Raw genomic sequence first — 14,882 nt, forward strand, 5'->3', positions numbered from 1 at the left:
TCTCAGCGGGCGGTCGGGGCGGGTCCGTCGGGATCGTCCCCGTCCCGGCCGTCGTCCCCGTCCCGGCCGTCGCCCGACCCGCGGCCGTTCAGTGCGCGATTGCGCAGTGTGTCGGTCAGTTCGGTGGTCTGGCTGGTGACCCAGTTGCGCACCACCCCGCCGCCGCGCGGCGCCGGCCACAGTTCCTCGATCGAGGCGTTCAACTCGGCTCCTACGACGATCGCGAAGCCGAGGAAGAAGGTGAACAGGAGGAACGCGATCGGCGTCGCGAGGGCGCCGTAGGTGTAGCCGGCGCGGGTGAGCGCGGTCAGGTAGAAGCGCAGGACGTACGTCGCGACCCAGAAGAAGACACCCGCGAACAGGGCGCCCGGCAGCAGCCGGTGCCAGGGCGCCGGATGCGGCAGCGCGAACCGGTACAGCGTCACCAGCGCGCCGATCAACAGCACCCCCACGAACGGGAAGTAGCCCCAGTCGACCAGATCGGAGATCGCCGGATCCCACGCGTCGGGCAGGATCTGGTGCAGATACGTCGGCCCCAGTGCCACCAGCGGCAGCACCAGGACGCCGGAGACCAGGAAGACCATGTAGATGAGCAGCGCGAAGATGCGCTGCCACACCGGGTGGCGGATCTCGTGCTGTCCGTGTGCGTGCACGATCGAGGAGACGAAGCACGACATCGCCGACGATCCCGCCCACAGAGACATCACGAAGCTCACCGACATGATCGCCACTCGGCCCCGCCCGAGGACGTTCTCGACGGTCGGAGCGATGAGGTCGTCGACCACGTTCGGTGTGAAGGCGTGTTCGGAGAACGAGATGATGCGCTCCGTGATGATCTGCACGGTGTCGGGGCCGAACCAGTCGGCGATGTATCCGAGGCTGCCCAGTACGCCGAGCAACAGCGGGGGGAGCGACAGAGCCTGCCAGAACGCCGCCTGCGCGGCCCAGCCGATGATCGAGTCGTCCCAGGACTTGACCGTCGTCCGCCACGCCAGACGAGGGATTCCACGTATCACTTCGGGCAGGCTCGCCCGGCTCTGCCGGTCGTCCTGACTCGCGTTCTCCTCGCCGTCGGTGGGCGCGTGGTGCTCGGTGTCGATGCCTACCAGCATGGCGGATGGGCGCCACGCCCGGAACGAGCGCCCCGCCGGCGGGCGTGGCGCGCAGGCGTGCGGCGGCGACCGCGAGGATGTCCGGCGGCCGGGATAGACTCGTGGAGGTTTTCTCGCGAGGAGGGTGCAGGAGCAGGGTGACCAGCACGGAGACAGAAGTCGGGTCCGGGACGACAATCGGTGACGGGGTGGACGAGGTCGACGGTGAGGCTGCTCGGCGCGTGGGATCGGGCGCGCCGCTGCGCGCCTGGCAGCGGCGGGCGCTGACGAAATACCTGACCAGACGGCCGAAGGACTTCCTCGCCGTCGCGACGCCGGGTGCCGGAAAGACGACCTTCGGGCTGCGCGTGGCCTCGGAACTGCTGGCCGACCGGACCGTGGAACGGATCACCGTCGTCGCGCCGACCGAGCATCTCAAGCACCAGTGGGCACAGTCGGCCGCGCGCGTCGGCATCGCGCTGGACTCGAACTTCTCCAACTCGACGGGGTCGACCAGCTCGGACTTCGACGGTGTGGTCCTGACGTACGCACAGGTGGCGGCGCACCCGTCCCGCCACCGCGTCCGCACCGAGCAGTACCGGACGCTGGTGATTCTCGACGAGATCCACCACGGCGGCGACGCGAAATCGTGGGGCGACGGGATCCGGGAGGCGTTCAGCGATGCGGAACGGCGGCTGTCGCTGACCGGAACACCCTTCCGCTCGGACGATTCCCCGATCCCGTTCGTGACCTACGAACCGGAGCCGGGCGGTGGGCAGCGCTCGAAGGCCGATCACTCCTACGGCTACGCCGACGCCCTGCGCGACGGCGTGGTCCGGCCAGTGGTCTTCCTCGCATACTCCGGTCAGGCGAGCTGGCGGACCAGCGCGGGTGAGGAGTTCACCGCCCGGCTCGGTGAGCCGCTCTCGGCCGAGCAGACCTCGCGCGCCTGGCGCACCGCGCTCGACCCCCACGGCGACTGGATCCCCGCGGTCCTCTCGGCAGCCCACCGTCGGCTGATGAAGCTGCGGGACTCGGGTGTGCCGGACGCGGGCGGACTGGTGATCGCGACCGACCAGCAGACCGCGCGCGACTACGCCGAGCTCCTGCTGTCGATGACCGGCAAGAAGCCCGCGCTGATCCTGTCCGACGATCCGAAGTCGTCCTCCCGGATCGCCGAGTTCTCGGCGAGTCAGGACGAGTGGATGGTCGCGGTGCGCATGGTGTCCGAAGGCGTCGACGTGCCGCGGCTGGCGGTCGGGGTGTACGCGACCAATGCGTCGACTCCGCTGTACTTCGCGCAGGCGATCGGCCGATTCGTGCGGTCGCGGCGCCCGGGGGAGACGGCGAGCGTCTTCCTGCCCTCCGTGCCGGTGCTGCTCGACCTGGCGAGCAAGCTCGAGGCGCAGCGCGATCACGTGCTGGGCAAGCCGCATCGTGAGTCGGACGGACTCGAGGACGGGCTCCTGGCTCAGGCCAACAAGCGCGAGGACGAGCCGGGCGAGGACGAGAAGACCTTCGAATCGCTGCACGCCGACGCCGAACTGGATCAGGTGATCTACGACGGTTCCTCGTTCGGCACCACGACACTCGTCGGTTCCGACGAGGAGTCGGACTATCTGGGACTTCCCGGACTGCTGGACGCCGACCAGGTGCGAACGCTGCTGCAGCAGCGGCAGGCCGACCAGGTGACACGACGGTCGGCCGCGGCCAAGGCGCGTCCCGCCGACGACGCTCAGGCGCAGGCCGCTCCGAACGCCGCTGAACGGCAGACGGGGGAGAACCTGCACGCCCTGCGCAAGGAGTTGAACACCCTCGTCGCGCTCCATCACCACCGGACGGGCAAGCCGCACGGCCAGGTCCACAACGAGCTGCGCACTCGCCTGGGCGGTCCGCCGACGGCGATGGCGACCGCCGAACAGTTGCGCGAAAGGATCAAAGCCCTGCGAACCTGGTAGGTTCGCAGGGCTTCGAGCCTGGAGTCAGCCGGCCGTGACCGGCGCGGCGGTCAGTCGACCACCGCCCCGATCTCGACGAGGCGGGCCTCGTGATCGTTGTAGTGGTGGAGGCAGAAGAGCAGCTCTCCACCGGTCGGCAGGGTGGCGCGCACCTTGGCAGCGGCGCTGCAGCGATCGCAGCGGTCTGCGGCAGTCAGCGGCGTCCTCGCGGGTGCGGTCGTGGCGATGTCGCTCATGTCGTCCTCCGTCCCATAGCCGGCGAACCGCGAATCGGTTCGTCGTCCTTCACTCTGTCAGACGAATACCGGCCCCTGAATGTTCCCGGTTGGCCTCGGTGTGTCGCAAATCAATTCATTCGGACTACGGATCGGGCCGATCGGCGCGCACCGGAGCGGCGCCGACCACGCGGAGGGCGATGCCCGCGTAGAAGTCGCCGAGCCGGCTCGGGTCGAGCGGGCCGGACTCGGAGTACCAGCGAGCGATGTCGATCCCCATCGACAGGAGCGAGTTCGTGGTCGTGTGGGGATCGTCGACGTCGAACGCGCCCGAGGCGATCCCGGCGTCGACGATCGCCCGCACGCGCCGAGTGATGTCGCGGCGGAGTTCGACGATCTCGCGGCGGTGTTCGGGAGTCAGACTCGTGAGTTCGTAGTTCACTATCCGTGCGCTGGTGTGTCCCCTCGCGTGCCACTCGGCGAATGCGCGTATCACCGAGGCGAGCCGCTCTGCCGGGTCCGCACCGGGGTCGTCGGCCTGCTCGACGGTCGCGAGGGTGGCCTGGTGGCCGGTGTGCGAGAGCTCGAAGAGCAAGTCTTCCTTGCTGCGGTAGTGGACGTACACCGCCGCCGGACTCATGCCGGCGGCCGACGCGATGTCGCGCGTCGTGGTGCCGTGGAAGCCGCGTTCGGCGAAGGCCTCCAATGCGGCGTCGAGCAGACGCCGCCGGGTGAGCTCGGATCGGGACGGAATGCTCTCGTCGTTCACGCTCGCCTCCTGTGTGCCGGGTCGGTGCCGCACGGTCTCGGATATGAGCCGGGCCGCATCCGGCGAGACCGGTTGACGGATGTCTCACCGTGGTGCAAGGTGGATCGTAACAGCTAAGCAAGCGCTTAGTCAGAGTTCACCGCAGTTCATGACAAGGAGACTCCGTGGCACAGATCGATCCTCAGCGCTTCAAGGGCCAGACGGCCATCGTGACGGGCGCCAGCCGCGGCATCGGGTTCGCGATCGCCGAGCGGCTGATCGCCGAAGGCGCCAAGGTCACGATCACCGCTCGCAAGAAGGAGGCCCTCGACGACGCCGTCGAACGGCTCGGCGGTGCGGACGTGGCACTCGCGGTACCCGGTCGCGGCGACGACCCCGACCATCAGGCCGATGCGGTGGCGAAGACCGTCGAGCGCTTCGGCAGTGCGGATCTGCTCGTCAACAACACCGGTATCAACCCGGTCTACGGACCGCTGATGGACATCGATCCCGAGGCCGCACGCAAGATCATGGACGTCAACGTCATCTCGGCGCTGCGCTGGGCGCAGGCGGTCAACCGGGCCTGGCAGGGCGAGCACGGCGGTGCGATCGTCAACGTCGCCTCCATCGCGGGTCTGCGCCCCGCACCGGGCATCGCCTTCTACGGGGTGTCGAAGGCCGCGGTCATCCATCTCACCGAAGAGCTCGCGTGGGAGCTCGGACCGAACATCAGGGTCAACGCGGTGGCTCCGGCGGTGGTGAAGACGCGGTTCGCCACCGCCCTCTACGAGGGTCGCGAGGAGCAGGTCGCCTCGGCGTACCCGCTCAAGCGATTGGGGGAGCCGGACGACATCGGTTCGGTGGTGGCCTTCCTGCTGTCGGCCGACGCGGGCTGGATGACCGGACAGACGCTCGTCGTGGACGGCGGCGTGCTCCTCGGCGGCGGCGCCTGATGAGCGGCGCGGACCCGGCGGCCTTCGATCCGGCCGGTAAGACGGTCGTCGTCACCGGAGCGGGCAACGGCATCGGCGCCGGGCTCGCCGTCGCAATGGGTGCGCGGGGCGCTCGGGTGGTGGTGGCCGATCTCGATGCGCAGGGCGCCGAACGCACGGTGGCGTCGATCGCGGGCGCGGGCGGAACCGCGGTGGCCGCACCGGGCGACGCCGCGTCGCAGGACGGCGTGGACGCCCTGATCGCGACGGCCCGCGAAGCCTACGGTCCGATCGACGCGTGGTTCGCCAACGCGGGAGTCGACCGAGGGCGCGGGCTCGAGGCCGACGACGCCGACTGGGAGCTCTCGTGGAATGTCAACGTGCTCGCGCACGTGCACGCGGCGCGCCGGCTCGTCCCGGAGTGGATCGAGCGCGGCGGCGGACGGTTCGTCGTCACCGCTTCGGCGGCCGGGCTGCTGACCATGCTCGGCGCTCCCGCGTATTCGGTGACCAAACACGGCGCCGTCGCCTTCGCCGAATGGCTGTCGGCGACCTATCGGCATCGAGGAGTCGTGGTGCAGGCGATCTGTCCGCAGGGCGTGCGCACCCGGATGCTCGATCAGTCCGGGCCCCTCGAAGAACTGCTCAGCCATGACGTCGCACTCTCCGTGGACGACGTGGCGGCGGCGGTCGAGGCGGCCCTCGACGGCGACGACTTCCTGATCCTGCCGCACCCCGAGGTGTCCGGCTACTACCGGGCGAGGGCCGGCGACACCGACCGCTGGCTCGCGGGCATGAACAAACTGCAGCGCAGGCTCGACTCGGCCCGGTCCGCGGGAGAGCCGCGATGAAGGCGTGGCGGGTGCAACGGCTCGGCGAGCCCTCTGAGGTGCTGCACCTCGCCGACGTCGACCTCCCGGAGCCGGGACCGGGGCAGGTGGTGGTGCGGGTACTCGCCTCCGCGGCGAACTTCCCGGACGTCCTCATGTGCCGCGGGCTCTATCAGGTGCGGCCGGAACTGCCGTTCACCCCGGGAGTGGAACTGTGCGGTGAGGTGACCGCGCTCGGTGAGGGCGTCGCCGGGCTGTCGGTCGGCGACCGGGTGCTCGGCGGCGCGGTGCTGCCGTACGGCGGTTTCGGCGAGTACGCGGTGATGGCCGCCGCCGAGACCTTCCCGGCGCCGGAGTCCCTGGACGATGCGCAGGCCTCGTCGCTGTTCATCGGGTACCAGACCGGCTGGTTCGGACTGCACCGTCGAGCCCGGCTCCAACCGGGGGAGACCCTGCTGGTGCACGCCGCGGCCGGCGGGGTCGGCAGTGCCGCGATTCAACTGGGCAAGGCCGCCGGCGCGAAGGTGATCGGCGTGGTCGGTGGATCGGCCAAGGCCGGGGTCGCTCGCGCGCTCGGCGCCGATGTCGTGGTGGACCGGCACGCGGAAGACTTCGTCGAGGTCGTCAAGTCCGAAACCGGCGGTCGCGGCGCCGACGTGATCTACGATCCCGTCGGCGGCGACACCTACCTGCGGTCCACCAAGTGCATCGCATTCGAGGGGCGGATCCTGGTGATCGGCTTCGCCGGCGGCACCATCACCGAGACGGCGCTGAACCACGCGCTCATCAAGAACTACTCGGTGGTCGGTCTGCACTGGGGTCTGTACAACAGGTACGCGCCCGACCTCGTCCGCGAATGCCACGCCGAGCTCACCGCGCTCGCCGACTCCGGAGCCATCGCGCCCCTCGTCAGTGAGCGGCTGCCACTGGAGGAAATCCCCGACGGCCTGCAACGGCTCGCCGACGGCAATACCGTCGGACGCGTGGCGTATCAGGCCACCCCGAGCGGACTCACCGGCCGCTCCGCCCGATTCCGCACACCCGAATCCCGCACATCCGAATCAAGTACGTCCTCGAAGGAGAGAACTCTATGACCACCCAGCGCATTGCGATCGTGACCGGCGCCGCTCGAGGCATCGGTGCCCAGGTGGCGCGCCGTCTGGCCGACGACGGTCACGCCGTGGCCGTTTTCGATCTCGACGAAGCGGCCTGCCAGAGCGTCGCCGACGAGATCACCGCCGCCGGCGGCAGAGCGATCGGTGTGGGCGTCGACGTCTCGGACGAAGTCAAGGTGGAGGCCGGCGTCAGCCGGGTCGCGGCCGAACTCGGGCCGCCGACGATCCTGGTCAACAATGCGGGCATCATCCGCGACAACCTGCTGTTCAAGATGAGCGTCTCCGACTGGGACTCGGTGATGGCGGTGCACCTGCGCGGTGCCTTCCTGATGTCGCGCGAGGTGCAGCAGTACCAGACCAAGGAGGGCTGGGGGCGCATCGTGAACCTGTCGAGCACCTCGGCGCTCGGCAACCGCGGCCAGGCCAACTACTCGGCGGCCAAGGCGGGGATGCAGGGCTTCACCAAGACCCTGGCGCTGGAACTGGGCCGCTTCGGCGTCACCGCCAACGCGATCGCTCCGGGATTCATCGCGACCGATATGACCGCAGCGACCGCCGAGCGCATCGGCGTCTCCTTCGACGACTTCAAGACCGCCGCGGCCAAGGAGATCCCGGTCCAGCGCGTGGGCGAGCCCGCCGACATCGCGCACACCGTGAGCTTCTTCGCGAGCGAAGGCGCCGGCTTCGTCTCCGGTCAGGTCATCTACGTCGCCGGCGGACCGAAGGCCTGACGATGATCGAGATCAACAGTGCCGAAGACCTCGTCGCCGCCGTCGGAACGCATCTGGGCTACTCCGACTGGTACGAGGTGACTCAGGAGAAGGTGAACCTGTTCGCCGACGCCACCGGTGACCACCAGTGGATCCACGTCGACCCGGAGAGGGCCGCGAAGGGACCCTTCGGCACCACCATCGCACACGGCTATCTGACCCTGTCATTGATTCCGGTGCTGCGCCAGAGCGCCTGGCGTGCGGTCGGAACCACGATGGGCGTCAACTACGGCACCGACAAGGTGCGGTTCCCCGCGCCCGTCCCGGTCGGATCGAAGGTACGGGCCGGCTTCGAACTCGTCGAGGTGAAGGCGAGTTCGGCCGGTCAGCAGGTGGTCGAGAAGGTCACCATCGAGATCGACGGCGGCGAGAAGCCGGTGTGCATCGCGGAGACCGTCTCGGTGCTGGTGTTCTGATGGCGGCCACCGGTTCACGCGAATTGCCCGGTCTCGATCTGGCCCGGCTGACTCCGTGGTTCATCGAGAACGTCGGCCCGATCGACGGCGCGCTCGACGCGGAGCTGATCGCCGGCGGCAAGTCGAACCTCACCTACCGTCTCACGGACGGAGACAACCGCTGGATACTGCGCCGCCCGCCCGTCGGCAAGCTGCTGGCGACGGCGCACGACATGGGACGCGAGTACACGATGATGTCGGCGCTGGCGCCGACGGAGGTGCCCGTGCCGCGGATGTACGCGATCTGCGACGACACCGACCTGCTCGGCGCGCGGTTCTATGTCATGGAGGCCGTCGACGGGACTCCCTACCGTAAGGCCGCCGAACTGGCCGAGCTGGGCAGCAGCCGCACCCGTGCGATCTCCGAGCGGCTCGTCGACACGCTGGCCGCTCTGCACCGCGTGGATCCGGCCGAGGTGGGACTGGGCGACTTCGGCCGTCCCGAAGGGTTTCTGGCCCGGCAGGTCGCGCGGTGGCGCAAACAGTTCGACGCCGCGCACACCCGCGACCTCCCGGACATGCAGCGACTGCACGGGCTGCTGGCCGAGCGGGTACCCGCCGACGCCGCCCCGGGCATCGTCCACGGCGACTACCGCCTCGACAACGTGCTCGTCGACGACGCCGATCAGGCCCGGGCGGTGCTCGACTGGGAACTGTCGACGATCGGGGACTCGCTCACCGATCTGGCGCTGATGTGCGTCTACCACCGTCTCGGTGCTGCGGGCGGCGGCGTCACCGACGTCTCGCTGGCGCCCGGCTTCCTCACCGAGGACGAGGTCCTCGCGCGCTATTCCGCCGAGTCCGGCCGTGACCTCTCGGACTTCGGGTTCTACCTCGCGTTCGGCTGCTTCAAGCTGGCCGGGATCGTCGAGGGCATTCACTACCGCTACGTCAACGGTCAGACGGTCGGCGAAGGATTCGCCGACGCCGGACAGGCCGTGGGTCCGCTGCTGAACGCGGGCCTGGACGCTCTGAAGGAGAGCTGAGATGGATTTCGAGTTCGACGCGAAGACCGAGGAACTGCGGGAGAACCTCCTGGAGTTCATGGATCAGTTCGTGTACCCGGCCGAGCCGGTGTTCGCCGAGCAGCTGGCCGCGCTCGAGGACCCGTGGGATTGGGACAGCGTGCCGGTCCTCGCCGAACTGCGGGCCGAGGCCCGCAGGCGCGGACTGTGGAATCTGTTCCTGCCGGGCGAACACGGGGCGGGACTGACCAATCTGCAGTACGCGCCGCTGGCGGAGATCACCGGCCGCAGCCCCGGGCTGGCCCCCGCCGCACTCAACTGTGCCGCGCCCGACACCGGCAACATGGAGGTCCTGGCCCAGTACGCGAACGCCGAGCAGCAGCGCAAATGGCTGACCCCGCTGCTCAACGGCGAGATCCGCTCGGCGTTCGCGATGACCGAGCCGGATGTCGCCAGCTCGGACGCGACCAACATCGAACTGTCGATCGTCCGCGACGGTGACGAGTACGTCATCAACGGGCGCAAATGGTGGATCACCGGTGCCATGAGCCCCAACGCGAAGATCTTCATCGTGATGGGGAAGACCGATCCGTCCGCGGAGCGGCACGCGCAGCAGTCGATGATCCTCGTCGAGCGCGACACCCCGGGCTTCGAGGTGGTGCGCGGGATGCACGTGCTCGGCTACGACGACCACGATCACGGCGGCCACGCCGAACTGCGGTTCACCGACGTGCGCGTCCCGGCGGCGAACCTGATCGGGGCGGAGGGCGACGGATTCGCCATCGCTCAGGGCCGGCTCGGACCGGGCCGCATCCACCACTGCATGCGGTCGATCGGCATGGCCGAGCGTGCGCTGGAGATGATGTGCCGGCGAGCCGCGAGCCGCGTCGCCTTCGGCAAACCGCTCGCCGAACAAGGTGTGATCCGCAACTGGATCGCCGAATCGCGGGTCAAGATCGAGCAGTTGCGGCTGTTGGTCCTGAAGACCGCGTGGCTGATGGACACCGTCGGCAACCGCGGCGCCCACACCGAGATCCAGGCCATCAAGATCGCCACCCCGTCGACGGTCGAGTGGATCCTGGACAAGGCGATTCAGACGCACGGCGCCGGCGGACTCTCCCAGGACTTCCCGCTCGCCAACTACATCGCGGGCATCCGGACGCTGCGGTTCGCCGACGGTCCGGACGAGGTGCACAAGAATTCCCTCGCGCGCGCCGAACTCCGCAGGCAGGGGACTCGCTGATGACGGAGGCGACCGCGGCGGCCGATCTCGCGCGGACGGTGGCGGACTTCCTGGCCGCACACGATCCCGCGACCACCGATCCGCTGGAGTTCCTCCGAGCCCGGTACGACGCGGGTCTGGCCTGGGTGGCGTACCCGGTGGGCCGCGGCGGACTGGGGCTGTCGCGGTCGCTTCAGCCCGAGGTGGACCGACTCTTCGCGGAGGCCGGCGCACCCGGAAACCGGAGCGAGGTCAACGGCATCGGCCTGGGCATGGCCGCGCCGACGATCCTGCGCTACGGCACACCCGAGCAGCTCGACCGCTACCTGCGCCCGCTCTGGACCGGCGAGGAGGTGTGGTGCCAGCTGTTCAGCGAACCCGGGGCCGGCTCCGACCTGGCGGCCATGGCCACCCGAGCCGTCCGCGACGGCGACGAGTGGGTGGTGAACGGGCAGAAGGTGTGGACCTCGGGCGCGCACAACGCCCGAATGGCGATCCTCGTCGCCCGCACCGACGGCGATGTGCCCAAGCACCGCGGACTGACGTACTTCCTGTGCGATATGACCGACCCCGGCGTCGACGTCCGGCCGCTGCGCCAGATCACCGGCGAGGCGGAGTTCAACGAGGTCTTCCTCACCGACGTGCGCATCCCGGACAGCCAGCGGCTGGGGGAGATCGGTCAGGGCTGGGAAGTCGCCAATGCGACCCTGAACAACGAACGGGTGGCGATCGGGGGCCGGGCCGCCCGGCGTGAGGACGGGATGATCGGCGTGGTCGCGCGGACCTGGCGCGACCGCCCCGACCTGCGTACCCCGGAACTGCACGGCGAACTGCTGAAGCTCTGGGTCGATTCCGAGGTGGCTCGTCTCACCGGCGTCCGGCTCGGCCAGAAGCTCGCCTCCGGGCAGCCCGGTCCGGAGGGAGCGGCGATGAAACTCTCGTTCGCACGCATCAACCAGGAACTGTCCGGGCTGGAACTGGAGATCCTCGGCGCCGAGGGACTGCGCTACTCGGATTGGACGATGGTCCGGCCGCAGCGCGTCGACTTCTTCGGCCGCGACGCGGGCTACCGGTACCTGCGAGCCAAGGGCAACTCGATCGAGGGCGGGACATCGGAGATCCTGCGCAACATCGTGGCCGAACGCATCCTCGGACTGCCGCCCGAACACCGAGTCGACAAGGACATTCCATGGAAGGACGTGCCGAGATGAGCGTCGCGGCGGACTACGTGCCGCACCTGGTGACCGACGAGGCGGAGGAGGATCTGCGGGCCGCCGTGCGCGATCTGCTGTCCCGGCGAGTCAGCACGGACGCCCTCATCGCCGCCTACGACGGCGCCGCGCCGCCCGACCTCTGGCGGGAGATGGCCGGACTGGGGCTCGCGGGCCTGTCGATCGGTGAGCAGCACGGCGGTGCCGGAGCCACCCCGGCGGTGGCGGCGGTGGTCCTCGAGGAACTCGGTGCGATACCGGCGCACACCCCGATGCTCACCAGCGCCGTGATCGCGACCACCGTGCTCGAGGAGGCGGGCGACACCGAACTGCTCCCGGGGCTGGCCGACGGATCCGTCGTCGCCGCGCTCGCCGTCCCGTTCTCCGCCGATCCGTATTCGGTCATCGCGAGGGTGGCGGCGGCCGACGCGCGCCTGTCCGGGCGGGTGCAGAGCGTGGCCGGCGCCGAGGACGCCCATGTCTTCCTGGTTCCCGGTTCGGACGGCGCCCTGTATGCGGTGCCGTCGGAGTCGGTCGTGGTCACGCCGGTCACGTCGCTCGACATGACCCGACCGGTCAGCGACCTCGAGTTCGACGGGGCCGAGGGGAGGCGTGTGTCGGACGACGGCGCGGCGGCGGTCCGCTCCGGTCTCGCGATGGGCGCGGCCCTGCTGGCGTCCGAACAAGCGGGCATCGCGCGGTGGTGTGTCACCGAAACCGTGGCTTACCTGAGGCAGCGACGCCAGTTCGGGCGCGTCGTCGGTGGCTTCCAGGCGATCAAGCACCGGCTGGCGGACCTGTACGCGGACACCGAACAGGCCTCGGCGGCGGCGCGCGCAGCTGCGGTCGTCTCGACCGATCTCGGAGTGGACTCTGACGAGTCGGCGCTGACGACGGCGGTCGCGGCGGCCTACTGCGGCGACCACGCCGTCCGGGCCGCCGAGGAAGCCGTCCAGTTGCACGGCGGCATCGGAATGACCTGGGAGCATCCCGCGCACCTCTACCTCAAGCGGGCGAAAGCCGATCAGATCGCTCTCGGTACTCCCGGACGGCATCGGGCGGCGCTGACGATCCTCGCCGATCTGCCCGCCTGACCTCGGCGAACCGGAGGCGACGAGACGCGCCGTCGGCGGACGTGACCACGTCCGCCGACGGCGCGTTCTAGCTGTGCACGACGGTCGTCTCCTCGGACGCTCGCGCTGGGCGTTCAGGCATTGACGTTGACGTCAATGTAAAGCATGATGAGTGTCACGCATCACACTTCGAGGCCGAGGAGGGTCATGAGAAATCCAACTGGTGCGGTGGCAGCGCAGGGGACCGAGGAACTGTCCGCGCACCGCAAACTGCTGGCCGCCGGTCTGTTCGGAAGCTCCATCGAGTGGTACGACTTCTTCGTCTACGGCACCGCAGCGGCGCTCGTCTTTCCGAAGATCTTCTTCCCGGACGCCTCGGCGCTGGTCGGCACCCTGCTCGCGTTCAGCACCTTCGCGGTCGGATTCATCGCCCGCCCGCTGGGCGGCATCCTCGCCGGCCACTTCGGCGACAGGATCGGCCGCAAGCCGATGGTCCTGGCCTGCCTGATCTCGATGGGACTGGCGACCTTCCTGATCGGATGCCTGCCGTCGGCGGCCGCGATCGGCTCGGCCGCGCCGATCCTCCTCGTGACCCTGCGATTCATCCAGGGGCTCGCGTGCGGCGGCCAGTGGGGCGGCATCGTCCTGCTGCTCACCGAATCGGCAGGCCCCAAGCGCCGCGGATTCGCCGGGACGTTCGGTCAGATGGGAGTGCCGCTGGGTCTGGTGATGGGCAACCTGGCGATGATCATCGTCAACGCCTCGACGTCGGATGCGGCCTTCCTGAGCTGGGGCTGGCGGATCCCGTTCTGGGCCAGTGCCGCCCTCATCCCGCTGGTGCTGTACATCCACTTCAAGGTCGAGGACTCACCGGAGTTCCGTCGACTGCAGGAGACCGCCGCGGCCAGGCGCGATACCGAACAGATCGCCCAGGCACCGCTGTCGGAGGCCATCCGCTTCCACTGGCGCAAGATCCTGCTCGGCGCGGGGCTGCTGGCAGCGACCAACTCGGCCTTCTATGTGGCGATCGCCGGATTCCTGGCCTACGGCACCAAGTCCGCGGCGGACAACGGCCTCGGCATGGACCGGACCACCGTCCTCGCCGCCATCATGGTGGTCTCCGTCCTGATGCCCGTGGTGATCGCGTGGGCGGGTAAGGCGTCCGATTCGATCGGCCGCCGACCGTTGATCCTGCTCGGCGGCGGCGTGCTGCTCCTGTGGGCGTTCCCGTTCTTCTGGCTCGCGAACTCCGCATCGGGCGTTCTCCTCTTCTTCGCGATGATGATCAGCAGCATCGGGCAGGCGTTGACGTACGGACCGCTCGCCGCCTTCATGGCCGAACTGTTCGAGCCCCGGCTGCGCTACTCCGGCGCCTCACTCGGCTACCAGATCGCCGCCGTCGCCGTCTCCGGCGTCGCCCCGCTCGTCATGACCTGGATCATCGCCGAGACGGCGTCGACCACCGGAGTGTCGATCTATCTGGCGGCGATGGCACTGGTCACCGTGGTCTGCGCCTGGCGGCTGCCGGAGACCAACGGTGCGGCCGTCCGCACCGATCCGGAGGCGGTGCCGGGCGTGCCGGCCGCCGCTTGACGGCGCTCCGGCGTCCTTGAAAGGCCGACCGTGTCACAGCAGACTGTCACAGTGAGCACCACTCAAGAGCGTGCCCGTGCCAGCCGCAAGGACGCCGGAGCAGCCCGCCGCAACCAACTCCTCGCCGCCGCCGCCGAGTGCTTCGACGAGTTCGGCTACTCCGCGGTCACCGTCGAGATGATCGCGAACCGCGCGCACACCTCGCGCCCCACGTTCTACGCCTACTTCCGATCGAAGGACGAGGTCTTCCTGGCCCTGGTGGAGAAGCTGGCAGACGAGCTGAACGTGACGCAGAGCCTCACCGGGCTGGAGGACGCCGGTGCACGCGAGATCCTCGCCGCGACCACTCGCGCGTACCTGGACGCCATCTTCTCGATGGGCGGCATCGTCGGGCTGATCGACGTCACCGCGTCGGTGCGGCCGGAGGTCGCCGAGATCTGGACCTCGGGAGCCGACCGCCGGATCCGCGGTTACGCGCGATTCCTCCGGAACCTTCCCGGCGGAACCCTCGATCCGGCGATCGAGCCGGAACGACTGGTGCAGATCATCGGCGACGCCATCCACCACGGCGCCAAGCGGCTCGCCGGGGCGGATGAGGAGGCCAAGGAGCGGTTCGTCCTCGACATCATCGCGGTCACCGAGCGTCTGCTCGGACTGACCGACGACCACCCGGCCCCGTAGCGGGCCACCCCGAACAGGAGCAG

The 14,882-nt window shown here is 69.3% G+C and carries 15 protein-coding genes; 12 read left to right on the forward strand and 3 right to left on the reverse strand.

Annotated elements, in window-relative coordinates:
• Nucleotides 1-2: 2 nt before the first annotated feature.
• The gene (locus ACZ5QD_RS04330) at nucleotides 3-1,112 is read right to left on the reverse strand and encodes a YihY/virulence factor BrkB family protein (RefSeq protein ID WP_412475674.1); all 1,110 of its coding nucleotides are present in this window, start codon (nucleotides 1,110-1,112) and stop codon (nucleotides 3-5) included.
• Between the two features lie 137 nt (nucleotides 1,113-1,249).
• Here ACZ5QD_RS04330 and ACZ5QD_RS04335 point away from each other — a divergent pair, with 137 nt between their 5' ends.
• A complete protein-coding gene (locus ACZ5QD_RS04335) occupies nucleotides 1,250-3,049 on the forward strand; it encodes a DEAD/DEAH box helicase (protein ID WP_375002019.1) in 1,800 nt (599 codons plus the stop codon).
• 50 nt (nucleotides 3,050-3,099) lie between these two features.
• Here ACZ5QD_RS04335 and ACZ5QD_RS04340 read toward each other — a convergent pair whose 3' ends face one another.
• Together ACZ5QD_RS04340 and ACZ5QD_RS04345 are read right to left on the reverse strand one after the other, a co-directional pair.
• A complete protein-coding gene (locus ACZ5QD_RS04340; protein WP_045538182.1) occupies nucleotides 3,100-3,285 on the reverse strand; it encodes a DUF7455 domain-containing protein in 186 nt (61 codons plus the stop codon).
• Between the two features lie 124 nt (nucleotides 3,286-3,409).
• On the reverse strand, nucleotides 3,410-4,033 hold the full coding sequence (locus tag ACZ5QD_RS04345; protein ID WP_045538181.1) for a TetR/AcrR family transcriptional regulator: 624 nt from the start codon (nucleotides 4,031-4,033) through the stop codon (nucleotides 3,410-3,412).
• Between the two features lie 164 nt (nucleotides 4,034-4,197).
• Here ACZ5QD_RS04345 and ACZ5QD_RS04350 point away from each other — a divergent pair, with 164 nt between their 5' ends.
• The 11 genes from ACZ5QD_RS04350 (at nucleotide 4,198) to ACZ5QD_RS04400 (ending at nucleotide 14,859) form a co-directional block, all read left to right on the forward strand.
• On the forward strand, nucleotides 4,198-4,965 hold the full coding sequence (locus ACZ5QD_RS04350) for an SDR family oxidoreductase (RefSeq protein WP_006896309.1): 768 nt from the start codon (nucleotides 4,198-4,200) through the stop codon (nucleotides 4,963-4,965).
• On the forward strand, nucleotides 4,965-5,795 hold the full coding sequence (locus tag ACZ5QD_RS04355) for an SDR family NAD(P)-dependent oxidoreductase (protein ID WP_006896310.1): 831 nt from the start codon (nucleotides 4,965-4,967) through the stop codon (nucleotides 5,793-5,795). Before ACZ5QD_RS04350 ends, ACZ5QD_RS04355 begins: the two co-directional genes overlap by 1 nt.
• Nucleotides 5,792-6,868, forward strand: a complete 1,077-nt coding sequence (locus tag ACZ5QD_RS04360) for an NADPH:quinone oxidoreductase family protein (protein ID WP_412475675.1) — start codon at nucleotides 5,792-5,794, stop codon at nucleotides 6,866-6,868. Before ACZ5QD_RS04355 ends, ACZ5QD_RS04360 begins: the two co-directional genes overlap by 4 nt.
• A complete protein-coding gene (gene fabG / locus ACZ5QD_RS04365) occupies nucleotides 6,865-7,620 on the forward strand; it encodes a 3-oxoacyl-ACP reductase FabG (protein WP_006896312.1) in 756 nt (251 codons plus the stop codon). Before ACZ5QD_RS04360 ends, fabG begins: the two co-directional genes overlap by 4 nt.
• Nucleotides 7,621-7,622: 2 nt before the next feature.
• On the forward strand, nucleotides 7,623-8,075 hold the full coding sequence (locus ACZ5QD_RS04370) for a MaoC family dehydratase (RefSeq protein ID WP_045538178.1): 453 nt from the start codon (nucleotides 7,623-7,625) through the stop codon (nucleotides 8,073-8,075).
• Nucleotides 8,075-9,100, forward strand: coding sequence for a phosphotransferase family protein (locus ACZ5QD_RS04375; protein WP_062366848.1), 1,026 nt, complete (start codon nucleotides 8,075-8,077; stop codon nucleotides 9,098-9,100). The genes ACZ5QD_RS04370 and ACZ5QD_RS04375 overlap by 1 nt, the downstream gene beginning before the upstream one ends.
• Before the next feature lies 1 nt (nucleotide 9,101).
• Nucleotides 9,102-10,322 (forward strand): acyl-CoA dehydrogenase family protein, encoded by a 1,221-nt coding sequence (locus ACZ5QD_RS04380; RefSeq protein ID WP_006896315.1) that lies wholly within the window; start codon nucleotides 9,102-9,104, stop codon nucleotides 10,320-10,322.
• Nucleotides 10,322-11,512: an acyl-CoA dehydrogenase family protein gene (locus ACZ5QD_RS04385; protein ID WP_412475676.1), complete on the forward strand. Its 1,191-nt coding sequence runs from the start codon at nucleotides 10,322-10,324 to the stop codon at nucleotides 11,510-11,512. Before ACZ5QD_RS04380 ends, ACZ5QD_RS04385 begins: the two co-directional genes overlap by 1 nt.
• A complete protein-coding gene (locus ACZ5QD_RS04390; RefSeq protein WP_412475677.1) occupies nucleotides 11,491-12,606 on the forward strand; it encodes an acyl-CoA dehydrogenase family protein in 1,116 nt (371 codons plus the stop codon). Before ACZ5QD_RS04385 ends, ACZ5QD_RS04390 begins: the two co-directional genes overlap by 22 nt.
• A gap of 186 nt (nucleotides 12,607-12,792) precedes the next feature.
• Nucleotides 12,793-14,178, forward strand: coding sequence for an MFS transporter (locus ACZ5QD_RS04395; RefSeq protein ID WP_006896318.1), 1,386 nt, complete (start codon nucleotides 12,793-12,795; stop codon nucleotides 14,176-14,178).
• A gap of 51 nt (nucleotides 14,179-14,229) precedes the next feature.
• The gene (locus ACZ5QD_RS04400; RefSeq protein WP_101841579.1) at nucleotides 14,230-14,859 is read left to right on the forward strand and encodes a TetR/AcrR family transcriptional regulator; all 630 of its coding nucleotides are present in this window, start codon (nucleotides 14,230-14,232) and stop codon (nucleotides 14,857-14,859) included.
• The last annotated feature ends 23 nt before the right edge of the window (nucleotides 14,860-14,882 follow it).

This window comes from Gordonia sp. J1A, assembly GCF_055393515.1.